The following is a 23,998-nucleotide window of genomic DNA, read 5'->3' as shown; positions in this document are numbered from 1 at the left end:
CTTAGTCCTCGCTATTTTCTTTTCGGGTGTAGTACCTAACCCAATCTATCGCCATGCTGGTACCATCAATATCATCACTTACAGGACCTGCAATCGCCGCTTTTAAAATAGCTAAACTAAATAACATCGTTGTTTCACTAAAGCAGACATCATTTCTCATGGTGTAATAGAGTTCACCGTCAAAATAAAAATTAAAGTAATCTTTATCCCATTCAAGCCCATAGGTATGAAACTCTTTTGAAAAATCAGCAACGTCAGCGGCATTATATGAGGTGATTTTTTGCCAATTCTCTCCATCGTGATACTCGATGTTGTAATCGGAAATTAAATTGCGATAAGCACCTTTATCAACACCATGCTCTTGCAACCAACCATTTATAAATTGAATAGCGCCAATTTCATGCGACTTATCCCAACTGAGTTCTAAAAACTTTTCACCATGCTTTTCTGACACCCAGCGTGTTTGCGGATTACCATCAATAGCAAAAGACTCTTCTGATATTAACTTATTAAATAACCCATTCGTTTTTATAGAAACATCGTCAGCTTGCGCTAAATTACTTATATTCTTTATTTTTTCTTCGTCAAATGCATCAGGGTATTGAGCGCTAGGCTCAAAGACTCTAAATTCAGAAATATGAAGAGACGTAGGATTAGTCGATGTTAATCGTATTTTTTTAGTTTTAACTGGCTTGTTAAACTCAACAGTGTGATCAGGCTTGCCGATTAAAGTGTGGTGTAACTGGTTATCACTGTGAGTAACACGGCCATTTGGTAGTGTATAAGTATCGGTCCAGTTATGTACGTTGGTATTAATTATATTAGGGAAATGCCCTTCATTAATATCAATCTCGCATGCCTTTAAGCCATCTTTAACCCCTTGTTTTGGCCAAAACCAAAATGAGTTATTCGTGCCATAGGCACCAGCATATTTAAAGCGAGCTTCAAAATAGCCATAATGAAATGAGCGTTTTGACCAAATATTACCTGTCGTCCAGTCTTGGCCACCTCGAGGTTCTTTCTTTGCTAATAAGTGCAGTATTCCGTCTTTAACTTGTGCATTATCGCGCCAGCGACTACTTAATACCCATGGGTTTTCTGTCGGCCCATTTTGAGAAACCCAGTTTTTATCTAATTCAGCATTTGCATAATTAAACTCATCATTCCACTGTAATTGCCATGTTGAGGAGTCAAGTTCGCGTGGTTGATCAGCACCAGCAAAAAACGATGTGACAACTATTGTTGCCAGCGTACATTTAGAAAATACTTTAAACATGTTTTACCCTTTCTTGTTGTTCTATCTAACGAGTTATAAGTTTTATTTCATGCTAGGTATTGTCTTGAGAAATCAAAATGACACTATTTTTATTAAAAAATAAAAAAGCCCGCAGTAATACTGCGGGCTTTTTCATTATCTTATCGTTTTAGAAATTAATACGGGCATTAAGTCTAAGTGTTCGGCCAGTATGGTATTGATAAACCGTACGCGACTTGGTTGCTTCGCCTTCAAGTGGACTACCTTCAGAGAAAGTCTGACCACCAGCGGATAAGAAGCGACTAGTAAAGTACTGGCGTACGCCCTCATCCGTTAAGTTTGCTACTTGCAGTGAAACCGTCATTTTATCATTTACTTTATAGCTTGCTGAAAAATCAAGCGTCTGGCGTCCCTCTTCCCACAAAGAACCATTTTCCCAAGAGCGTTGTACTAACTGATCAGTTGTACCTTGGTATGATAGACGAAGTTGATGACCGTCCTTTTCCCAAAAACCTGTCAGGTTGTAGCTATGCTCTGGTGTATAAGCAACAGCAAGCGATGGTAGCTTAACATTGCTATCAATTGATGATACTTCTTGGTCATACTCACTATCTTGATATGTGTAGTTAGCTTGTAGTCCCAAACCAGACCAAATACCAGGCAAATTGTCGTAAGTTTGCATGTATTGTAGCTCTAGACCTTTGATCGACGCGCCTTTACCGTTTTTAATACGCGTAGTATTGAACTTGGCACACAACTGTTCTAAATCATCAGAATATAGCCATTCTTCTTGGTAGTCTGTACTGCCTTGAAAACGTCTAGGCATACATCCTTCAAGGCTGTCTTGTCCTGAAATAAGTACAAGATCATTCGGGTCGTAAGTTTCACCTTCAGTTAAACCTATACCACGTAAATCATCCATATAAGTCACAATAGTTTCTGACTCTTCAAAGTTAGTCATATCTTTGTAAAACAAAGTTGCAGCTAACAGACCAGACTCATTAAAGTACCACTCATAAGAAATATCTAAATTAATTGATTCTAATGGATCAAGTTTAGGGTTAGTGAGCGTGATAGTATTATTACGATTTTCACCACCCCACTGTGTTTCTCTTACCTTGAAGCCTGGGCGCAACGAGTCTATTTGAGGGCGAGCCATTGTTTTTGAGGCCGCAAAACGGATTATGGTATCTTCATCATACAAATAATTAATATTTAAACTTGGCAAGAATAAATCATAGTCATGCTCATCTGTCACACTGAATGAACGAAGGCTTCGATCCTCAGTTGGTAATAAGTTGCCATTATCATCAAACTTGCGTTCGCCATAAACATAATTTTTTTCTGTTGATACATCAGAATGGCGCCATAACCACCACTCAGATTCATTTGGATTCCCACGTACAGCATTAGGATCGTGACATGCACCTTGGTCAGCTAACGCAGTATCATCTCTTAAGTCTTTTGTAGCATTTGTGTCGTAGCCCAAACCGTCTACACGAGACCAACGTGTTTCTGCATTATAATCAGTACCATAGAATAAAATTGGCGCACATTCAGGTAAACTCGTATCGCGTAGCTCTGCCAGTTTAAATGGGTCCATTAAACGAGCTGCGTTAGATGGGTCAAATGCAAACTGTACTCCTGATGCACCTTGAACCTCTACTGTGGTTTTAACATAACGAACGCCAAAATCACCAGAAATCTTACCATCCATTAATTCAAAGTTTAACTTAGTGTAAAATGCTAAGTTGTCTAGTTCAGTATTGCGTGTATTCGAATCATCCGTATTAAAAGCAACTTCGGTACTACCTTGGGCAACTTCAAATGCTTTAAATGCTGAAAAACGATTCCAACCATCTGTAATGCTATCACGAGCATAACCAAGACCAGCCATAAAGTCATCAACTGGAAACTCTTCGCCATCAGTTATCAAATCGCCAGAAATATCGCGCAATCCACTGCCCAATACAGCCGGGTTACCAGTGTAAGGGTTTGTTACCACAACGCCCTCACCCACTGAGCTGAATGTACCAATTTGCGCATCAACGTATTTTGTACGGTTTGACCATTTAGCACCAAACTCAATCGATCTGAAATTATCGAAATTAAGGGCGTAATCAAAATCTACAAATAATGATTTTTGGGTATCTTCAACTTCATTTAATGAACGGCTCATATATGAAAGATGTTGAGCCCTTAGTTCATCAGGATTAAAACCTGTTGTACTATAGTTATCCCACACATTCAGCGGATCACCAAAATTGTCATTAGGGCCATAATCAATTAAACCCTGACCCGCAACTAGCGTACACACGGAGCTGCTAGTACAATCATAACCAACAGGCTCTATATCTTCTGGCGGTACATTATTGATTATCCACGCATTAATATTTCCAAAGTTTTGTAATGCAACGTAAACTGAGTTATTAGGTATTTGCTGTGTTTTTGAATAGCCAACACCTGCTTTCATCGCAAATGAATCGGTAAAACTATGATTCATATCTAATGACAGGATCTGATTTTTATTTTCAAAATCGCCTTCAGATTGCACAAGTCCACCATTACTAAAACGGTTTACAAATTTTGTAAACGTATTCGTTTCAAGATCAATAGTTCGCCAACTTGCTTCGGGATCTGTAAATAATGCAGGGCCTGTACCGCCCAAGCCAGGGTCAACACCTTCAATTAAATTTCCATATTGAGACGAGCGCGTGTTAATACCATGCATTGAGTTATTTATATCTTGCTTACCCAAAATAGCATTAAAATTAAATTCAGTATTCTCTGATGCTATCCATTGCAAACCAATATTAAAATTAGTTCTATCATTTTCACTTTCATGATATTGATACTGAACATTACGAGGGGCTATACCGACAACGTTTTCAACAATATTACCGTTTGTATCTGTAGCTAGAGGCGACTCTAATGCATACCACTCCGTTGCTGAAAATTGGTCTTTACGATAAGTATTTGTTTCTTTAACTGCGGTAACCACCACACCAAACGTATCATCAAAAAACTTTCTTGAAAAAGTACCTGATACTTTGTAGTTATCTTCTTCAGACAGATCGTTATAACGGCCTTCAAGTGTTACCGTATTTATTTCATAATTTAAATCAAGTGGCTTGGTTGTACTAAGGTTAATATTTGCGCCCAACGCACCTTCTTCATGATCTGCACTTGGGGTTTTTACAACCTCTATCTTAGATAAGATATCTGAAGAATACTGTGATAAATCGACACCTTGGCTATAGCCAGTTGAGCCCAATTGCACCCCATTCATACTAATATTGTTTTGTTGTGAATTAGCGCCACGAACAGTTACCCGTGCGCCTTCACCATCAACAGTTTGTACAGATACCCCTGTTACGCGTGAAAGCGCATCAGCGATGTTTTGATCAGTGGACTTACCAATGTCTTCAGCGTTTATGGAGTCAACAACGTTTTCAGCAAAACGCTTATCATTAATGGATTTTTTAAGACTCGCCGCTAAACCGCTTACTTCAATTATTTCAATATCGGCTTCTACTTTCGTTTTTTCTTGTGTGCTTTTGTCTTGCTTGGCATACACCAATTGTGTTGCAAGTACTGCGGCCGTAATCGCGCTCAATTTGAACGCTTTGTTGATGATTGTCATGTGTGTGTTCCCTTTCTAAGGTTTTATTATGTTGGCAGGTTAATCTTTTGTAAACAATAATATAATAACCAAACAATTGTCAACTGTATTTTGTTAACAATAATTGTTTAATTATAAAAAAGCAACTTAATGCGTAAGCATTAAATTGCTCTTAAGTAACAGTGTTAAAGTAAATATTTACACAGAGTTTATCTGTCAATAGTTCTAGCCTAATCAAAATTCTTTTATATACGGCCAACCAGTAAACTGCTTTTCTGTTGATGGATCTGTATTCCACTCCCAGCACTCTAATTGATAATATTTTTTTGCATGGTTTATTTTAATAATCCCATAACCTTCACTTTTTAAGTTTCTGTCAGCTAAAAACTTACCCCACGTTGTATTTTGTTTAGCAAAAACTTTATGCGTAACTTTTGGGTTAGCTGCCGCTAGAACTCGCATTTTATTGCCAAACGTGTCTGTAAAATCACCGGTGTTTTTGTCGTTGTTTCGCTGATTTGGTAAAGGTGCGTGGGGTTCAAACCATCGCTGCCAAAATGCTGCGCTAGCTGGGCCTGCAAAAAACAAGCTACCATCATCAAAAGTATTGATTCCTTGATAGGCAAGCAATCCGAGGTGTTGATCTCCCGCAATTACTAATGCATTAGCATCACTTACTAATTTTACTGCGCGTGTACGCCCATCAGCCGGGTAGCCATTTGCATCGTAATCTATTAATGCTTTGCCATTTTCATCGGTTTGAGGCGACCCCCACATGGAAGCTGTAATACATATTTTAGGTTTACCCGGGTGCATAGTTTGCCAGTCTTTTAAAAAGGCTTCTTGGCGCTTACCTAATAACTCACCCGTTGTGGCAAGCTTATTAGCTTTGTAGTCAGGTGGCGTTTTAAATTTACGATCCTCAACCATCGCAAAGCTAATTCCGCCATATTCAAATGCAGCATAACTAACCGGAATATCATATTTTATCGGTGTGGGATCGTAAGGGTCCGGATTATGCCCATTTTGCATACGGTAGATCATTCTAACAAGGTCTTTGTCCCACTTATAACCGCCATCTTCTTCTTTTAGCATATCGGAGTGATCGCCACCATCGCCCCACAAATTACCTTGCAGCACATCATGGTCATCAACTAAAACAAGTGTAGGCTTATCTTTCATACTATCGGCAAACGCCCAGTACCATAAGTACCATTTATATAAGGTATCTAGTTTGGCATCTTTGGTGTGGCGACCATAGCGAGTCGGGTATGTTTCGTAGTACTGATCGCCACAAAAGACATACATATCAGGGTTATGGTAATTAGCATTTTCTACAAGTTCAGTGTGAGGAAATAAAATATTGTCTTTGGTGTAACGTCCTAAATCGCGCTCGCTACTAATAAGGCATGTGTAATGTGTGTTGTCTAAGCTTTTAGAAGTAGGAATAATACAAGAGTACAATGCAATCGTAAATTCTTTACTACTTTGTGGGTCCTTAGCAATAGTTCCAGAATATAAAGTGTCATCAGGCTTTTGTGGGTTAACAATTCTGTATTGAGCTTGTTTTAAATAATCCCAATTACTTAATCTAAACCTTACTACAAAACCATCTTCAATTTTTGCTGTGCCTGCATGCTGCCAATCGGATTGGTTTTCAAACTTATATTGCAGCTCTACGCGTGAAAATTCTTTAATATTAATAGGCATTAACTGACAAGATAACTTGAGTACCTGCTGATTAACGCTATACATACACCCCATAACGGGGCCTAAGGTATTGGCATTATTTAGAGTTATTTTACCTCCACCGGTTTCAATATCACTAAACCCCCAACGAGCACCTGCTACAAAAGGCTCTGAGGAGCTTAATAACGAAATACCTCCTTGCAGTTGATCTGCGGGGACTTTGTGAAGTACTGCAAATCCTAACTCCTGGGCAGTATTTGTGTTACTTGCCACAAGACGAATATCAAAATGGTTTGCATCTATTGGGTCTAAATGGCAATCGAGTGTTATTTTATCGCCGCTTTTATATTGTTGTATATTAAATGGAGTACGATTAATAATAGTAAAATCAAGGGCTTTGCTTTCATCATCAAACTGTCTAAATGATAATTTACCTAAACTGTCAAAGGCCGCAATTATTCCGCCATTTTCGCCACCAGCTCGCTGCGCTAAAGCAGCACCTTTAGCTGTTAGCTCACCTTTACCAATCCCTAATAAAAATCCACAAAAGCCTTTTTCGTTCGGCGTTAAATTGCGTACGGTGGCTTTTATACGCCCACTTTGTAAAGAGCTATTAAGCTGCCTGGTGAGTAACGATACGGTACGCGCTTCAAAATCTTTTTCTTCTCGAGTACATAAAAGCTCATTACCTATGCGTTGCCAGTCTTGGAGTCTGTTCCCCCAAAAATGCTTACCGAGCCACACTTGCTTGCTTAAATTCGTATTATCTAATGGTGCAGTTGAGGTTAAGTCACCTCGGTATGATGCAAATAAACCGCTGCAACCACCGAGCATACTTGAACTTAGTAGGCCGGCGCTGAGCTTTAAAAAACTTCTGCGTTTCATTTTAATCACCTTTATTATTGTGTGTGAATTAGGACGCCTTGTGTAGACAGTGTTTTTACATAAGGAGGTTATACATTTGGGTAGCCATTAGGGTTATTGCTTTGCCAGCGCCACGTGTCTTTCATCATGTCTGCAAGGGTGTATTTACATTGCCAGCCTAAAATAGCCTTGGCTTTAGATGAATCGGCCCAAAAAGCAGCTAAGTCGCCATCGCGGCGCTTTACAATGTCAAAGTTAATATCAACTCCGGTATACTCAATAAATGCTTTTACGATACCAAGCACAGAATAAGGAGTGCCAGTGCCTAAGTTAAATGCTTCATATAAGCTATGGTGTTGCTCGCCAAGCCATTTAAGAGCTTTAATATGACCCTTGGCTAAATCACTAACGTGTATATAGTCCCGCTCACATGTACCGTCTTCAGTAGGGTAATCACCACCAAAAATAGCTAATTTTTCACGCTTCCCTACAGCAACTTGAGCAATAAAGGGCATTAAATTATTTGGAATACCTAATGGGTCTTCGCCAATTTGACCACTAATATCTGCACCAATTGGGTTAAAGTAGCGTAAGCTTGCAACTTGTAGTCCCGTCTTAGAAGCCACTATTTCTTGTAGTATTTGCTCAATCATTACTTTTGTTTGCCCATAAGGGCTAGCCGCGCGACCAAGCGGTAAATCTTCGGTGTAAGGTACTGATGCGCCTTGCCCATAAACGGTGGCTGATGAGCTGAATACTAATTTATTCACGCTAAATTTGAGCATGCACTGACATAGGTTTAACGTAGAGACCAGATTGGTGTAGTAATATTCCAACGGTTTTTCTATTGATTCACCCACCGCCTTTAAACCTGCAAAATGAATGACCGAATCAAACTGATGCGTTGTAAATGCGGCGCATAACTTATCGTAATCAAGTAAACTGGCATGAATAAATTCAACTTTACGTTGCGCTAAAGCTTCAACACGAGTTAACGATTCACGACTCGAGTTACTTAAATCGTCAATCACAACAACGTTATAGCCATCTTTTAATAAGCTTAAAACAGTGTGACTACCTATATAGCCTGCGCCTCCCGTAACCAGTACTTTTTTCATTGAATTTTCCTCACGTTCTTATGAGTGATACACCAGCAGACGGTAAGCTGGTATAAATAGACTCTTTCAAGCCTGTTAAACGCTCGTATTGCGACTCAACAGCAGCAATAACATCTTTTACCAGTATATTGGGTACAAATGCGACGACACACCCGCCAAAGCCTCCACCAGTCATTCTTACACCACCATTGTTTTGTATTACTTGGCTAATAATATCCACCAATGTGTCTATTTGCGGTGTAGTTATTTCAAATAAATCACGCATAGAGCCATGGCTTTGAGCCATTAATGTACTAAGTTTCGTTATGTCGTTATGAGTAAAAGCCTGCATAGCTTCAAGGGTGCGGAGATTTTCATAAACAATGTGCTCTACACGTTTAGCAACGTCTTTATTTAGCATATGTTTTTGCGATTCATACTCCTCAATACTCACCTCACGTAAACTTGACTTTGAAAAAGCTTTAGCGCCGCTATAGCATTGCTCGCGTCGAAGGTTATACTCGCTATCGAGTAAGCCGCGTTTAACGTTGGAATTAATCATTAAAATGGTCATAGCAGGGTCAATGCTCACTTCCACTAAATCAAGTGAGCGGCAATCTATCCCTAGTGCTTTACCTTGTGTACCACACGCCGATATAAGCTGATCCATAATTCCACAGTTACACCCTACAAAGTTGTTCTCTGCTGCTTGTGCTATTTTTGCAATCTCTTTACGTTCAATAAACAATTCACATAAATGATTAAACGCATAAGCAATACCTACCTCAAGTGCAGCCGATGAGCTAAGACCAGCTCCTTGCGGGACATTACCTGTGATGCATATGTCGCAGCCACTGAGTTGATGATTTCGTTTTTGCAGTTCATCAACTACGCCGCGAACATAATTACTCCACGTTTGCGTACTGTGGCTATTAAGCGGTTTATTTACTAAAAAGTTGTCGGTTTGGTTATCGCAATCAAGTGCAAGTACATTTACTACATCGTCAGTTCGAGGTGACACTGCAATGTAAGTAGCGTATTCAATGGCACAAGGCAGTACAAAACCGTCATTGTAATCGGTGTGCTCACCAATTAAATTAACACGCCCAGGGGCTTTGACAACAAAGTCGGCATCGCGTCCAAAGTGGTTTAAAAAAGCTAACCGTGCGCTTTGTTCAACATTCATTTAGTGTTCTCTTTATAATGCGTTAGTGATTGTTTCTTCAAAATAGTGGCAGCTTGCTCGGGTGTTATATCACGCTGTGCTTCGGCCATCATTTCGTAACCAACCATAAATTTTTTCACACTGGCTGATCGTAGTAATGGCGGTAAAAACTGCGCATGTAATTGCCAAAATAAGTGGCTTTGACCATCATAAGGCGCGCCATGCCAGCCCATAGAGTAAGGGAACGAGCACTGAAATAAGTTATCGTAACGAGTCGTTATATTTTTAATAATTTCAGCTAGAGTACTTTGTTGAGTGTCTGTCAGCTCTATCATTTGAGTAACCGCAAACCGAGGTAATAGCAGTGTTTCAAATGGCCATGCAGCCCAATAAGGGACAACCACAAGCCAATCATCGTTTACACATACTACGCGTTCATTTAATTCCATCTCACGTTTTGCGTAATCGAGCAATAAACTACTGCCATACTGTTTATAATAGTTACTAAGGTTTGTATGTTTACGTGCAACCAAACTCGGTAATTTATTTTGTGCCCAAATTTGACCATGTGGATGCGGGTTAGAGCATCCCATTACAGCGCCTTTATTTTCAAACACCTGAACCCAGTTGTAAGTTTTTGATAACTCTTGGCATTGCTCTTGCCATGTGCTTACTACATTTGTAATTTGCGAAACACTGAGCTCTGGTAGTGTTTTTGCATGATTAGGCGAAAAACAAATAACACGCGCAGTGCCACGCTCTGTATGCATGCTAAATAGGGGATCGGTTTGCTCCACATCAGGCACACCTTCACGCAAGGCGGCAAAGTCATTAGTAAACACAAAGGTGTTTTTGTAATCTGGATTTACTTCGCCGTTGATACGCGTATTGCCTTTACATAAAAAGCAGCTTTCGTCGTATTCTGGTTTAACCTCAATATCTACACTTTCTTCTTGACCTTGCCATGGGCGTTTAGCCCTGTGTGGCGACACCAACACATATTCATTTAATAATGGGTTTAAACGCCGATGTGGATGCTCTGACGGGTCAAATTGATTTTGTTGCTCACTCATTGTTTACTTTCCCTAGTTACTGTTTTGAAAGGTACCGGCGTCGAGCACTTGCTTACGAGGAGTAAAACGACAAATATAGTTCCAGTTCCAACTGACATCGTATTTATGGCACAAGCCCCAACTAATGCCTGGCGCTGTGTTTTGATCAAACCCTTGTGCAGGTCTATATAAGCCAATTGCTTCTGGACCGCCTTTTATATGCGCCATAATTTCAAAATTAATACCGTCCTGAGCAAATTGAATAGTATTTTTTTCAGGGCCATCGGTTGTTAGCAAACTAGCAATACCACCTTTGTAATTCCAAACAACGACCTCATGACCGCTATTAGAAATAGGGTTGTAAGGCGATTTAACATAAGGCCCTAATACATCATCAGCAATAGCAACACCGTGTTTGATTTCACGACCACCAAAGTTCATTCCCTCACCTTGGGTCTCACCTTTGTAATACAAGTAAAATTTGTTATTAAAAAACACCAAACACGGATCGTGTACTTTATGGCTATCAAAACTACCTTTAGCTGTTACTGCAAAGCGATTATCTTCATCACCGTGCCATTGACCATCTTTACTTGGGCTAACAATAGGTTCAGGTGATTTAATCCAAGGACCAAAAGGGGTATCGCAATGCGCTATAGCAATATGCTCATATTGGCGATTGGTGTACGGTGTTTGTACCGTTTGATACACCAAGTAATACTTACCTTGATGCGCAAATACTTCAGGGGTAAAAATAGCGCGATCGTCATAGTTACCAGCGTCGCCTCGACTCACAGCGACCCCTTGTTCTTGCCACGTTATGCTGTCTTTTGACGTTGCATGCCAAACTTGCGTTAAATCCCAAGGAAACACTTTTGCACTTGAGTCTTGTGCATTAAAACCAACTGTTTCCCCCTCACCTTTGGTGTACCAACAATGATAAACACCATCAATGTATAAAACAGATGAAGGATCGCGACGTATAACTCCTTCTTCATAGGCAAAATCACCCAGCAACGGTTCCACATCAAATTCTGTCAGCCACTGCGGGCCATATTTATCGTAGCCACGCTCTATTGCACGCTTACTTGCTAAACTTAATTTTTTATCAGACATGTTAATTCCTTACTTACCTAGGCTTATATTTAGCGACTGGTATACGTCAAGAGGTAAAATCGCGCCTTGATGCTGCACAACTTGTGAGGCAACACTGTCAGCCATTTCTAATGCATTTTGAGGGGTTTGTGCGCACATTCTGGCGGCTAAGTAGGTTCCGGCAAATGAGTCGCCAGCCGCTGTACTGTCAACTTGCTTTGCAGCGGGTGTAAACGGACATGACGCTTTAAGATCATCTTTGCAATAAACCTGCATCCCGGCACTACCAGCTTTAATAACAATTTCGTCGATATCAAATTGTGTACAGTACTTAACAATCTCTGCACTGCTTGAATGACCGAATAACACACGGTGATCATCAAGACCTGGTAAAACTACATTACTAAGCGCATAAGCACGCTCTAGCCATTCAATAGCGTGGCTTTTTGATTGCCACATACGCGCGCGATAATTAGGGTCGAACGCAATTGTGCAGCCTTGTTTTTTTAAATCAGCTAATAATGTGAGTAAACCTTGTTTAGATTCATCATCTAAAATACCTAAACTAATGCCACTGAAAAACACCCAGTCTGATTCTTTCAAACCTAAATTAAATGGCTTTTGAGTATATAAACTCATCATATGCTTCGCTGCTGATTGATTACGCCAATAATCAAAGCTTCGCTCACCATCAGCATCCGTTGAAATAGCGTAAATACCCACGTTATAGTCTGCTGTTGTAATCACGTTTTGCGTGCTAATACCTTCTTGTTGCCAACATTTGAGCATATTGGCACTCAGTACGTCGCTACCTACAGCTGTAAATAGCGCGCAATTTAGTGTGTTTGCAAAACGCTTTGCATACACAAGAGCATTGTAAGTATCGCCCGCAAAAGACTGCTTGCATTCGCTAATACCTGTTGGTACTAGCTCGACCATACATTCACCAATAGCGAGTAAAGTACTCACACACCCTCCTGTACTTTTTTAGTGTGTAGGCCTTCTAGGTAGACTTCAATTTCTTCTATCGATTTATTTTTAGTCTCTGGCATAAACTTAAATAGCAATGCAAAGCCGGCAACACCCGATACGGTATAAAGTAAAAAGATGTTTGCAGCGCCTAAATTACTTAGCTGCCATGGGAAAAACTGCTGAACAAAATAGCTAATTACACTGGCAATAAATGCGAAGGTAGGAATGGCCACACCTCGAATACGAGTCGGGAATATTTCAGAAAATATCACCCACATAATTGGCCCAATCGAAAAGTGAAAGGCTGCAATAAAGCCCGCTATACCAAATGATATAAGTGGCGCGTTTATAGTTGCTGCGCGTGAAATTAAATCGCTTTCAAATAATTGCTGTTGCGAAGCAGTAAGTACGCTCGCTAGTGCTTGCTTAAATTCAATATCACTGTGATACACAGTACCAATTATGTGCTCCAGTCCTGTAATAGAGTTTAACGCTGAAAACGAGGCTATATCTTCAGCCGACAAACTATACTCTGCCTGGCTAAAGCCTAAATAACACATAAACAAACTAATTGTTGCAGCTGCTAATCCCCAAATAACAAGGGGTCTGCGCCCTAACTTATCTATCAAAGCAATAGCTACCACAGTAAATACAATACTGACTAAACCAATTAAAACAGCGTTAAAAAAAGCCGCATCAGTGCCGACTCCCAGTTGTTCAAACACCGTTGGAGCATAAAACATTATGGCGTTAATCCCCGTCACTTGCTGCACAATAGCAATAGTAAAAGCAATAATGACAGCGGCGCGAACACGACTTTCGAGTAGTTGTTTAAATGAAGAAAAATACCCACCTGTTTCGCTGTAATCAACCAAGCTCTCTTTAATACTCTTAAGTTGCTCTTGGGCCAATTCAGTATTTTTATTTAAACGATGCAAGATAGTTATAGCGCGTGTTTCGTTGCCTTTCATAACTAACCAACGCGGGCTTTGAGGAATAGTAAATAATAATAAAAACCATAAAATAGCAGGAATAATCTCAACGCCTAGCATCCAGCGCCATAAATTATCTTGCACATTCCACTGTGTTACCCACTCAAAATTACTGTGAGCTAAATCAACAAGTAAGTAGTTAGCAAAATACGCTGCGGATAATCCAACAACAATATTTATTTGAATCATAGACACTAATTTACCACGGTACTTAGACGGTGCAACTTCACCTATATACATAGCAGCGACCGATAAAGACGTGAATGCTAATCCACCTATAAAACGAGCAGCAACTAATAGCTCGTAGCTTGGCGCGAAAACCGATGCAATTGCCGACAGTATGTATATAAACGCAATGCCTATTAAAGTATTTTTTCGGCCAAACATATTGCATATGTAACCGGTAATGACTAAAGCAAATAGCACACCAAAACCAGGTGCACTCACGACTGTGCCAATTTGAATGTCTGATAAATTGAATTCTGCCGATACAAAACGAACCGTACCTGAAATAAGAGCAGCGTCTAATCCAAATATAAAGCCACCAAAGGCGACAATAAATGCAAAGAAAAACACATTACGTTTACTACCATTCATACTTCAATCCAACTTTGTTGTTATTGTGTGTTACTTTATGTAGAGAATAAAGTAAGGGGTTGTGCTAAATTATATATTGTTAACAATTAACCATGGGTGTGATTTCGAGAGTATTTTAAAATTAATATACTTGCAACCTATATTTTAAAGAACGTTACTTTATGTTCATTTGTTTTGTAATAAATATAAAAAAATAATTAAATAAAATCATTACCTTACTGGTGTACATTCTAAAAAGTTAAAATTGCACATTGTTAACAATTTTCAAATTTGTTTTTTTAATGTATGGTATGTTAAATTGTAATTAAAGGTTAAACAGCAATGACATATAAAAAGAACATACTCCTCACATCGCTCTTGCTTGCGTTAAGTGCCTGTAATCAAGAAGACGTTAAAGTTGATCGCCCCACAACAGATGCCGTACAGATTAAATCTACTAATACATTAATGTATTTATTTGCAGATGACACTCACCATACAGCGACGTCTGTTGATTACCAAAGTAATTCCGCTATAGTAAAAAATGAAAACTCGGTTTTAAATGTACAGTTTCAATCTAAGAAAAACTCGTACGCTAGTATTGTTTTTTCACCGGAAAAACCTTGGGATTGGAGTGAATTTAATGATTTCAATCTTGCCTTTGAATTGGCAAACCCGGGAACACACTCTGTACAAATTTATTTAGATATCTCCGATATTGACGGTGCTAACTATACGCGTAGCGTTAATGTGCCGGTAGGTGGATACAACACGTATTACGCAAAACTTGACGGCCACGACCTTGCAACGCCCGATGGCAAAGAAAATGTAGAACTTAACTTTACTTCTGGTCTTCGCTCTAACCCAGATACGTGGGAGTCTGATGAGGTACAGTTTATTTCTATGTGGGGTAAAAAAATCTCAACTTAAAAGGCATCGCTAAAATAGCAATTAGCGTGCAAAGTACATTACATGACAAAGAGCTGGCAATAAAATCTATTTCACTTCGTAAAAACCCTCAATTTAATACCGCTTTTTTAACCAAAATTGTTGATGAATTTGGCCAAAATGCAAAACAAGAATTTGCAGGGAAAGTACATTCAGAAGCCGAGCTATTGAGCGACAAAAAACAAGAAGCAACACAGTTACTTTCTAAACGCCCTACTAATCGCTCACGCTTTGGTGGCTGGGCAAAAGGTCCAAAATTAGAAGCGACTGGTTATTTTAGAACGGCTAAATACAACGATAAATGGTCATTAGTCGACCCTGATGGCTATTTATATCTTGCAACTGGCATTGATATTATTCGTCTTGCAAACTCAACAACACTGACGGGTTACGATTTTGATCAAGCGTTGTTAGCTAAACCAGCTGATGCCGGTGTAACACCTGAGGATTCAAAAGGTTTAAACCAAGTAAATAAAGAAGCGCTTAAAAGCCGCTTTGTAGCGTCACAAGTGCGTAAAAATTTATTTGAATGGCTACCTGATTATAGCGATCCACTCGGTAAACATTTTGGCTATCGTAAAAGTGCGCATTCGGGTCCGTTAGAACACGGTGAAACATATAGCTTCTACGCTGCTAATTTAGAACGCAAATATGGTCAAAATAATGCAGATTACATGCAAAAATGGCGAGAAGTTACCCTCGATAGAATGATTACATGGGGCTTTAGTTCATTAGGCAACTGGACAGATCCGAGCTACTACGATAATCAAAAAGTGCCCTATTTTGCCAATGGTTGGATTATAGGTGATTTTAAAACCGTATCAAGCGGCAACGATTTTTGGGGAGCCATGCCGGATGTATTCGACCCTGAATTTACAGTGCGTGCTAACGAAACCGTTAGTGTTGTTGCAAAAGAAGTTAAAAATTCGCCTTGGGCAGTAGGTGTATTCATTGATAACGAAAAAGCTTTGGCCGCCCTGATTCTGTTAAAAGCCATTATGGTATTGTAATAAACACATTAGGCCGTGATGCTAAAACAGTGCCTACTAAAGCTGAATTTTCTCGCTTAATGAAAGAAAAATATACTGATGTCGCTAAACTTAATAAGGTATGGCACTTAAACTTAGCCTCATGGGTTGAGTTTGACAAAGGTGTAACGGTTGATATAAAAAATGAAGAGCAGCTTGTCGATTTTTCTATATTACTCACCGCCTATGCTGATAAGTACTTTAGTGTGGTAAATGCCGCTATGGATAAATACCTACCAAATCATATGTATTTAGGTGCGCGTTTTCCTGATTGGGGCATGCCTATAGAAGTTGTTAAAACCTCGGCTAAATATGTTGATGTAATAAGTTTTAACGCATACAAAGAAGGTCTAAGGGATGACAAGTGGGCGTTTTTATCACAATTTGACAAACCCGCTATAATTGGTGAGTTTCATGTTGGTTCATCTGATTCAGGATTATTTCATCCTGGGTTAATACATGCTGCTAATCAACAAGACAGAGCAAATATGTATACCGATTATATGAACTCAGTGATCGACAACCCCTACTTTATAGGTGCTCATTGGTTTCAGTATATAGATTCTCCGATTACAGGCAGAGCTTACGATGGCGAAAATTATAACGTAGGCTTTATAAGTGTCACTGATAGACCCTACATTGAAATGATTGAAGCCGCTAAAGCGATGAATGAGTCTATGTATGAGCGACGATTTAAAAAATAATTGCACATTCATCATTTAATTGTACATTTATTGGTCTGTTGTAATGTGTTAACAATAGACCATTCCTTTTTTTATATACACTGAGATAAGTACATGATCTTAACTCGAATAACGACTATTTTTTAACCGTAGCTAAGGTCACATAAAGTAAATTAAATCTAGGAATAAATATGGCTGGTAACAGAGCAACAAAAATTTTGTCTGTAAAAGATCAAATCGCTGAACAATTACGTTCAGATATAATCTCTGGTGAAATGCCACCACAAACTAAGTTAAATGAAAAAGAGCTGGCTGAGCGCTTTGGTCTCTCCAGAGGTCCAATTCGAGATGTGATTTTGCAGTTAACAAAAGAAGGTCTGTTGATTTCGCGAAATAATTGCGGCGCATCAGTCAACAGCGTACTAGAGCCTAAGCTACAACGTTTAATGATTAAACTTCGTCGCAGCATTGAAGAGTACGCAATCACTGAGTTAAACGGTAATTTAACTGATCAAAACATTGCTGAACTTGAAAGTATTTTAGTCTCACTGCAAGATGCCCTCGACCGCGAAGATTACACCGAAGTAACTAAAATCGATATATCATTTCACCAATATTTAATTTATCAAGCGGGTGGTGAAGAGTTAGTTAATATTTGGTACCCGTATGTCATGCGTATGCGTTTAAATTATAAACGCATCACCTCAAGCTCTGAATGTGTAAACGAGCATCGCGCTATTTTAGAAGCACTAAAAGCACAAGATAGCGCCGCAGCAATTAAAGCCGTAAAACATAATATCAAGTGATGAAATAAACTTTATGCTTAATCAACGCCACTGCAAATCGAATTTAAAGTCAGTAGTAATAAATTAACTAAGCTGAATCTTGTTTAAGAAATTGAACTAAGTGCCTGTCCCGAGCTCCGAACTTTCGCTCAAGAGTGATTGGATAAACAAGGAATAGGCATGATTAAAACTGTTGAATTAGTTTTCGATGTCAATGTCGATGTCGATGTCGACGATTTTTGCAAAATACTCCCCTCAATGAAACAAACAATTACTCGACGATGACACTCAAAAATGTCAACGACCAGTGAAGTTATGACCTTAGTTATGTCTCACTTATATACAAAAATGAATTTTACAATTTAGTCAGCTATACCCGACTATTAGCGTTTATGCCTAAGGTCATTATATCGATGTAACTTAATAACTTATAAAGCTGCATCGCTGTGTTATCTAACATCTAATTACTCTTAAATATTAATGCTAATGAAGTTTAATAATTGATGTCTTTTTGTTATTGTTAACGGTTGACAATCATGCTTTTATTAATGGTCAATATAAATCTCCAATTCGAACTAATTAAGATTAAGGGTCGTACTATTTCAAATCACGAGGAATAGGGTATTTGATAAGGGTTGCAAGTGTGATCAGGATTTAAAGCACCAATAAATATGTAAATAAAACCACTAATATTATAAAGTTTCACTTAAAAATAACTATTTTAGTTATACAGGGCTTGATAACGGCGAGTCTCACTTTTCAACTATTACCAAGACAAGCTCTGTTGATTGCAATGAAATACATGAATAAATCTCAAGCGAGAATTTAATACTTGCTAATATAAATAAAGACTATGGATCGAGTCCAAAATGATAAATATAATAAAGAGCCTCTTTGCTATTCTTTTTTTATGTAGCTGTTTTTCAGCTAGTGCAAACGATGAGTGCCAATCTTGTCATCAAAAACAAACCAGCGATTGGAAACAATCAGACCATGCCAGCTCAATGGCTTTAGCCAATAAAGATACCGTGCTTGGTGATTTTAGTAATGTAACGGCGACCCACTTTTCCCAAAAAGCCGTATTCTATAAAGAAAAAGATGCCTTTTTAGTTGATTTAACCGAGCAAGGCACTAAAAAAACGTACACCGTAAGTTATGTATTTGGCTTTGATCCGCTGCAACAGTATTTAATTGAAGTTGAAGAAGGTAAGTACCAAGTATTTCCTTTTGCATGGGATAGCCGTCCTAAAAACCAAGGCGGCCAACGATGGTATGCCAACTACGCTAACGAAGATGTGAAACCAAACGACCGTCTACATTGGCTACAACCTCTACAAAACTGGAACGGTATGTGCGCCGATTGCCATTCGGATAATTTAAAGCGTAATTACAATACTGAAAAAGAAAACTTTGATACGCACTTTTCAAATATAAATGTGGGCTGTAAATCTTGCCACAACGATATAACGGACGAACATAAAACTAAAAAAAACATAAAGGCAGCTCAAACAAGCCCAACCAATATGTCGCAGTGGAAAATTATCGGCGATAATAAAATTGCTACTTGGCAAGGTGAGCCCCGCGATAACAGCTTTATGCAAGGCTGTTATGCGTGCCACTCGCTTAGAAGCCCGCTTACTGATGGTTTTGATAACAACCAAGCGTTTTTGGACCAATTTAGTCCTTCATTTTTAGAACCTAATTTGTATCACGCCGATGGCCAAATTAAAGAAGAAGTGTATGTATTTGGCTCTTTTGCACAAAGTAAAATGTACAAAGCCGGTGTTAACTGCGTTGACTGCCACGATAAACACACTATGAAAGTTAAAACAAAAACGAATGGATTGTGTTTACAATGCCATAGTGCCAGTGAATACAACAAGCCCGAGCATCATCGTCATAAAGAACAATCTACCGGTGCGCAATGTGTTAATTGCCATATGCCCACAACTAGGTACATGGGCGTTGATGACAGGCGCGACCATAGCTTTAAAATTCCGCGACCTAATATATCAATAAAATACGATACACCCAATGCGTGTGTGCAATGCCACGACGGTCAAACAAACGAATGGGCAGCAAGCACACTTAAAAAATGGCATGGTAAAGCACCGGCATTAAGTGCAAGTGAGCACAGTATGCTTGAGTTACGCTCACTCAAAGCCATATCGCAAAATGCACATATGCGCTTAATTAATGACTTTTCGTTAAACGAAATAGATCGCGCCAGTGCAATTGCTTATTTAGGCAATTCAGGAGCTGAGCTTAACGATGCCACAGTAAAAAGTTGGGTTAATTCACCGCTTCCGCTTATTCGTTTGGCGATTGCTAAAGTAGGCTTTTTGCTGCCCGAAGCAGAGCGCTTAAAAAGCTATAAGCAACTATTAACCGACAAATTAAAGTCGGTGCGTGTTGCTGCAGCGCAAAACCTAAGCCAAACAACAGCGCAGTTAAATGGGCTTAATCAATCAATTATAGAGCTTGCACACGCTAATAACGTAAATACATGGCGCGGTGAAGGTAACATTAATCAAAGTATGCTCGCGCTCAACAAGCAAGACATAAACGGCGCCATTGAATCGTTACAAAATGGCATTAGCGTTGACCCTTACTTTGATGCAAATTATGTAAATCTAGCCGACATTTATTACCGACTTGGCCAAACAGAAAAAATGCAAAGCGTGCTTAATAATGGTTTAACAGCAGTAGCTACCTCTGCGCCGCTACATTATGCAAACGGTATGGCGCTTATTAGAAACGGTAACAAACTCGCTGCTGTTGACTCGTTTAAACACGCAATGGCACTTGAAAATAGCAACGTGCAATACGCCTATTTGTATTTTTTAGCGCTAGATAGTATAGGCTCAACAGCGCAAGCTATAAGTGAGTTAAAATCCAAAATCAGCACATATAATAATGCAGTAAAGCTAAAAAGCTTAGGAATGAGCTTTACTAAAAAGCTTAGGAATGAGCTTTACTAAAAAGCTGAAAAATGCAGAAGGTTATCAATTTTTTAAGCAGTTAAAGTAGGTTTTACCTCTGTAAAAGAGAAACTTATGTAATATAGTAATTATCTATTACCCAAATACAGAATTACATAAGCAAAATTCACACTTAGAACTTAACAACCAAGATACAAAATTCACACCTTATTAACAATGCCATTTTATTGCCTAAAAAATAGATTACTTAATTAAATGAATTTGTGTGCTTTTTAGGCAAGAATCTATAATGTCCTGTAATTTTATAGGCAAAAAGGATATCGCTTTTTTCAGGCCCTCGCCCAATGTTATGTACAATTAACGGACTACCAGAACGTGTATCTTGCTCTTTAATAACCATACCAATGTGCGGCAAATTACCTGGCAGCATCCACGTGACGATATCGCCTGCCTTGTAGTCACTCGCGTTATTAGATTTAGTAAGCTCTTGTCCATGCCGTTTAAAATATACTTGCAGGTTAGGGACTCGTCGGTGATCTATATTTTTATCAGGTTTGGTTAAACCCCAAATACGCTTAGAGGGATATAGCTCAAAGTTTTTTACCATGTCCTCATGAACACGCTTTTGCAAATCAACACCCAATTGACGATATGATCTAATTATAACATCTGTGCACACACCAGTATTCTTTGGTACATCCCCACCAGGGTAAGTTATTGAGCGATAAGACCCATCGTAGGTAACGTTATGTGTTGTTCTTTCAAGTAATGCAGTTACCATATCTTCTTCAAACGAGGCTGTATTTACATTTAACGTCGTAGCTAAAAATAGAGTTAGCTTAATCATACAAATTCCTTTTAAAAATAGTTTAATGATCAAATTACGCTAATAGAAATACATAAACAACACTACTGTTCAATCACTGCAATGTAACCATTTTACTAATTTTTTAACATGCCCGCTTGAACATAAGATTAGATGACAAGCTTGTATATAACCCATTGAGTGCAGGCCGTTTAGTGCTTCTGCAGGTAGTTGCTGTAGTGTATCTGCGGCAATAGAATACAAGCCATTGTAGCCTTGTGTTTTGCCATTTGGTTTAGTGATGTTTAGCTGTATTGCTTCAATTAAATCGTGTTTTAGTAAGGTATTGATAAAAGCGGTTGTACGTTCGCCGCCATGCATAAGCTTTATCAATTGCTCACTAACATTATTTAAATATGTGGTTGGCTCCCCTGTTTCGTTAAATAACCGTGTTCCCTCACTATTATTTACTCTTGGGTGTTGTTCGTTAATTGTAACAGCGAGATCTGTTTGCTCGGTCTTGTTAGTAAGTTTATTTCCTATTCCTAACTTAAATGGTTGTCGCTGTAAGTGTAAAGGTACGTATGTGGCATGCCATATATCATTTTGTAAAAATAAGTTTTGCCCCTCATCAAAGCCAGTTAAAGCATATAGTTCAAACTGGCCAGTTTGATTGTTCTTCATAAAATAGACTGGGTAGTCTAATGCAAGTTGAGCAAGCTCATCAGCAATAACCGGAATGTAGTTTACTGCTTCGCCGTATTGTGTACCGCGTTCAGTTTTAATACGAGTGTGCTTATGTGTATTTTTATCGAGTAATACTGAGTTTGTCATAGTGTGTCGCTCTTATGTTTTAACTATATTTGCTGCATACCAAATTGATTAATTTGCGTTAATAATGCTTTATTGGTAGGTAATTTATTAAGTAATTTTTGGGTGTATTGCTGGTTGTTATTAACAAGCGCAATGGCCTTTTTAAAATAACTTTCTGAGTTGCCATACAGTTCGCTTGAGCCTGTAAACCCCATGCCATACATCACATATTGATAGCTTGCTGCTGGAAACACTTCTTGTGAATGATCAAAGTGGTTATCGCTTGGTGTATGAAATTCCCAAAGTGATAAGTTATCTTTTAAGCTTTGTGGAATAGTATTTTGATGACAGTGCGCTTGCCAAAATGGGCTGTCGGTTCGTTTACTCAACATATAATGCAACTTTAAAAAGTCGATTATTCGCTCCCATCGGTAGCTAAATGTACGGTTAAAACGCTGCGCGGTTATATTCATTACATGCCTATTGGCCGGAAATTGCTGCGCAACAAAATTGGCTGATATTTCTATCAGTAATAAAGCGGAGGCTTCCAGTGGCTCTAAAAAACCAGCTGAGAGGCCTACTGCGACACAGTTTTTATGCCAAAATTTTTCACGATGCCCTGGTTCGAAACTAAGCTTTTTAACTTTGTATTCGCTTTGCTGATCTTTATTAATATTTAAGTAATCAAATAATTGCTGCTTAGCATCTTCATCACTAATGTGTTTACTAGAGTACACATGCCCTATTCCACGGCGTGTTTGTAATCCTATATCCCAAATCCAGCCCGATGTTTGTGCTGTAGATAAAGTATGCGAGCATATTGGTTCGTCATCTTTGTATGGCATGTGTATGGCAAGCGCACTATCAGCAAATAATACATCTTTACAAGATTTAAACCCCACCCCTAAGTTCTCACCTAGTAATAACGATTTAAAGCCACTGCAATCGATAAATAGATCCCCAGCTATCTCTATTTTATTATTAAGGCTAACGCTTTTAATATCGCCATTTGTGCAATTGTTTACACCGACGACAGTGCCTACAATGTGTTTAACATTAAGATTATCAATGCAGTGGTTTTTTAAAAATGTAGCGAATAAGCCTGCATCCAAGTGATAAGCATAATTTGCTATTGCACTAAATTCGGGTGTGGTGATTTGTTTGGGAGCTAATCCACTTTCGCATATTGACTGCTGCGCACTTACATACTGGGCAAAAGGAGGTTGTGCGTTATTAATATTAAGCCAGCTGGTGGCTAAATTATTTTCAAACATACCCGTAGGTAGCTCAAGCGGGTGATAATAGTAATCATCATTTTCTCCGGTTACCCACTTAGCAAATTTAGCACCTTGCTTAAACGATACATTACATTTTTTTATAAATTCAGTTTCACGAATACCCATGTCTTTAAGGGTTCTGCGCATTGTAGGCCAAGTTCCTTCGCCAACGCCAACTGTAGGAATATCTGAGGACTCTAACAGCGTTATATTTATTTTTTTGCTGTGATGTTTTTGCAAATACGCCGCAATTATTCCTGCACTTAGCCATCCTGCAGTTCCACCGCCAACTATTACTATTGATTTAATATCATCGTTCATAGCAACCTCGTTAGTTA

Annotated in this window: 17 protein-coding genes; 5 read left to right on the top strand and 12 right to left on the bottom strand. The window is 38.8% G+C overall.

What is annotated here, in order from left to right; translation table 11 throughout:
• Position 1: 1 nt before the first annotated feature.
• The 9 genes from P4S65_RS13040 to P4S65_RS13000 form a co-directional block, all read right to left on the bottom strand.
• Positions 2-1,276: a family 16 glycosylhydrolase gene (locus P4S65_RS13040; protein ID WP_337120316.1), complete on the bottom strand. Its 1,275-nt coding sequence runs from the start codon at positions 1,274-1,276 to the stop codon at positions 2-4.
• A gap of 148 nt (positions 1,277-1,424) precedes the next feature.
• The gene (locus P4S65_RS13035) at positions 1,425-4,898 is read right to left on the bottom strand and encodes a TonB-dependent receptor (RefSeq protein WP_096793024.1); all 3,474 of its coding nucleotides are present in this window, start codon (positions 4,896-4,898) and stop codon (positions 1,425-1,427) included.
• A gap of 213 nt (positions 4,899-5,111) precedes the next feature.
• Complete coding sequence (locus P4S65_RS13030) at positions 5,112-7,451, bottom strand: alkaline phosphatase D family protein (RefSeq protein ID WP_096793023.1); 2,340 nt, start codon at positions 7,449-7,451, stop codon at positions 5,112-5,114.
• A 68-nt stretch (positions 7,452-7,519) separates the two neighbouring features.
• A complete protein-coding gene (galE, locus tag P4S65_RS13025; protein ID WP_337120315.1) occupies positions 7,520-8,548 on the bottom strand; it encodes a UDP-glucose 4-epimerase GalE in 1,029 nt (342 codons plus the stop codon).
• A gap of 10 nt (positions 8,549-8,558) precedes the next feature.
• Complete coding sequence (gene galK, locus P4S65_RS13020) at positions 8,559-9,713, bottom strand: galactokinase (RefSeq protein WP_149605594.1); 1,155 nt, start codon at positions 9,711-9,713, stop codon at positions 8,559-8,561.
• Positions 9,710-10,765 carry a UDP-glucose--hexose-1-phosphate uridylyltransferase gene (locus tag P4S65_RS13015; RefSeq protein WP_337120314.1) on the bottom strand — a complete coding sequence of 352 codons (1,056 nt, stop codon included), beginning with the start codon at positions 10,763-10,765 and terminating at the stop codon, positions 9,710-9,712. Before P4S65_RS13015 ends, galK begins: the two co-directional genes overlap by 4 nt.
• 12 nt (positions 10,766-10,777) lie before the next feature.
• On the bottom strand, positions 10,778-11,860 hold the full coding sequence (locus P4S65_RS13010) for a glycoside hydrolase family 117 protein (RefSeq protein WP_337120313.1): 1,083 nt from the start codon (positions 11,858-11,860) through the stop codon (positions 10,778-10,780).
• 9 nt (positions 11,861-11,869) lie between these two features.
• On the bottom strand, positions 11,870-12,808 hold the full coding sequence (locus P4S65_RS13005; protein ID WP_197151440.1) for a sugar kinase: 939 nt from the start codon (positions 12,806-12,808) through the stop codon (positions 11,870-11,872).
• On the bottom strand, positions 12,805-14,400 hold the full coding sequence (locus tag P4S65_RS13000; protein WP_007583098.1) for an MFS transporter: 1,596 nt from the start codon (positions 14,398-14,400) through the stop codon (positions 12,805-12,807). The genes P4S65_RS13005 and P4S65_RS13000 overlap by 4 nt, the downstream gene beginning before the upstream one ends.
• 321 nt (positions 14,401-14,721) lie before the next feature.
• Here P4S65_RS13000 and P4S65_RS12995 point away from each other — a divergent pair, with 321 nt between their 5' ends.
• The 5 genes from P4S65_RS12995 to P4S65_RS12975 all read left to right on the top strand — a co-directional run bounded on the left by P4S65_RS12995 (position 14,722) and on the right by P4S65_RS12975 (position 20,804).
• Positions 14,722-15,309 (top strand): hypothetical protein, encoded by a 588-nt coding sequence (locus tag P4S65_RS12995; protein WP_337120312.1) that lies wholly within the window; start codon positions 14,722-14,724, stop codon positions 15,307-15,309.
• A 26-nt stretch (positions 15,310-15,335) separates the two neighbouring features.
• Positions 15,336-16,337 carry a hypothetical protein gene (locus tag P4S65_RS12990; protein WP_337120311.1) on the top strand — a complete coding sequence of 334 codons (1,002 nt, stop codon included), beginning with the start codon at positions 15,336-15,338 and terminating at the stop codon, positions 16,335-16,337.
• 29 nt (positions 16,338-16,366) lie between these two features.
• The gene (locus tag P4S65_RS12985; protein ID WP_337120310.1) at positions 16,367-17,059 is read left to right on the top strand and encodes a hypothetical protein; all 693 of its coding nucleotides are present in this window, start codon (positions 16,367-16,369) and stop codon (positions 17,057-17,059) included.
• A gap of 170 nt (positions 17,060-17,229) precedes the next feature.
• A complete protein-coding gene (locus tag P4S65_RS12980) occupies positions 17,230-17,844 on the top strand; it encodes a GntR family transcriptional regulator (RefSeq protein ID WP_096793019.1) in 615 nt (204 codons plus the stop codon).
• 848 nt (positions 17,845-18,692) lie between these two features.
• The gene (locus P4S65_RS12975) at positions 18,693-20,804 is read left to right on the top strand and encodes a multiheme c-type cytochrome (protein WP_337120309.1); all 2,112 of its coding nucleotides are present in this window, start codon (positions 18,693-18,695) and stop codon (positions 20,802-20,804) included.
• Positions 20,805-21,012: 208 nt separating this feature from the next.
• On the opposite strand, the gene P4S65_RS12970 is transcribed toward P4S65_RS12975, so the two are convergent.
• The 3 genes from P4S65_RS12970 to P4S65_RS12960 all read right to left on the bottom strand — a co-directional run bounded on the left by P4S65_RS12970 (position 21,013) and on the right by P4S65_RS12960 (position 23,981).
• Positions 21,013-21,612 carry a DUF1287 domain-containing protein gene (locus tag P4S65_RS12970; RefSeq protein ID WP_096793017.1) on the bottom strand — a complete coding sequence of 200 codons (600 nt, stop codon included), beginning with the start codon at positions 21,610-21,612 and terminating at the stop codon, positions 21,013-21,015.
• Between the two features lie 69 nt (positions 21,613-21,681).
• Complete coding sequence (locus tag P4S65_RS12965; protein ID WP_096793016.1) at positions 21,682-22,404, bottom strand: SapC family protein; 723 nt, start codon at positions 22,402-22,404, stop codon at positions 21,682-21,684.
• 23 nt (positions 22,405-22,427) lie between these two features.
• A complete protein-coding gene (locus tag P4S65_RS12960) occupies positions 22,428-23,981 on the bottom strand; it encodes a tryptophan halogenase family protein (RefSeq protein WP_096793015.1) in 1,554 nt (517 codons plus the stop codon).
• Positions 23,982-23,998 lie beyond the last annotated feature (17 nt).

Source organism: Pseudoalteromonas sp. B131b (genome assembly GCF_037162545.1).
In the GTDB taxonomy this organism is placed as follows: Bacteria; Pseudomonadota; Gammaproteobacteria; order Enterobacterales; family Alteromonadaceae; genus Pseudoalteromonas; species Pseudoalteromonas fuliginea.
The sequence above is the reverse complement of the archived record's forward strand: the minus strand, read 5'-3'. Positions and strand labels throughout refer to the sequence as shown.

Bases quoted from the DNA above. Each gene is read 5' to 3' on its own strand.
- P4S65_RS12995 (WP_337120312.1), top strand. From the start codon at position 14,722: ATGACATATAAAAAGAACATACTCCTCACATCGCTCTTGCTTGCGTTA.
- P4S65_RS13010 (WP_337120313.1), bottom strand. From the start codon at position 11,860: ATGTCTGATAAAAAATTAAGTTTAGCAAGTAAGCGTGCAATAGAGCGT.
- galE (WP_337120315.1), bottom strand. From the start codon at position 8,548: ATGAAAAAAGTACTGGTTACGGGAGGCGCAGGCTATATAGGTAGTCAC.
- P4S65_RS12980 (WP_096793019.1), top strand. From the start codon at position 17,230: ATGGCTGGTAACAGAGCAACAAAAATTTTGTCTGTAAAAGATCAAATC.
- P4S65_RS12970 (WP_096793017.1), bottom strand. From the start codon at position 21,612: ATGATTAAGCTAACTCTATTTTTAGCTACGACGTTAAATGTAAATACA.
- P4S65_RS13030 (WP_096793023.1), bottom strand. From the start codon at position 7,451: ATGAAACGCAGAAGTTTTTTAAAGCTCAGCGCCGGCCTACTAAGTTCA.
- P4S65_RS12975 (WP_337120309.1), top strand. From the start codon at position 18,693: ATGATAAATATAATAAAGAGCCTCTTTGCTATTCTTTTTTTATGTAGC.
- P4S65_RS12960 (WP_096793015.1), bottom strand. From the start codon at position 23,981: ATGAACGATGATATTAAATCAATAGTAATAGTTGGCGGTGGAACTGCA.
- P4S65_RS13015 (WP_337120314.1), bottom strand. From the start codon at position 10,765: ATGAGTGAGCAACAAAATCAATTTGACCCGTCAGAGCATCCACATCGG.
- galK (WP_149605594.1), bottom strand. From the start codon at position 9,713: ATGAATGTTGAACAAAGCGCACGGTTAGCTTTTTTAAACCACTTTGGA.
- P4S65_RS12965 (WP_096793016.1), bottom strand. From the start codon at position 22,404: ATGACAAACTCAGTATTACTCGATAAAAATACACATAAGCACACTCGT.
- P4S65_RS13035 (WP_096793024.1), bottom strand. From the start codon at position 4,898: ATGACAATCATCAACAAAGCGTTCAAATTGAGCGCGATTACGGCCGCA.
- P4S65_RS13000 (WP_007583098.1), bottom strand. From the start codon at position 14,400: ATGAATGGTAGTAAACGTAATGTGTTTTTCTTTGCATTTATTGTCGCC.
- P4S65_RS13040 (WP_337120316.1), bottom strand. From the start codon at position 1,276: ATGTTTAAAGTATTTTCTAAATGTACGCTGGCAACAATAGTTGTCACA.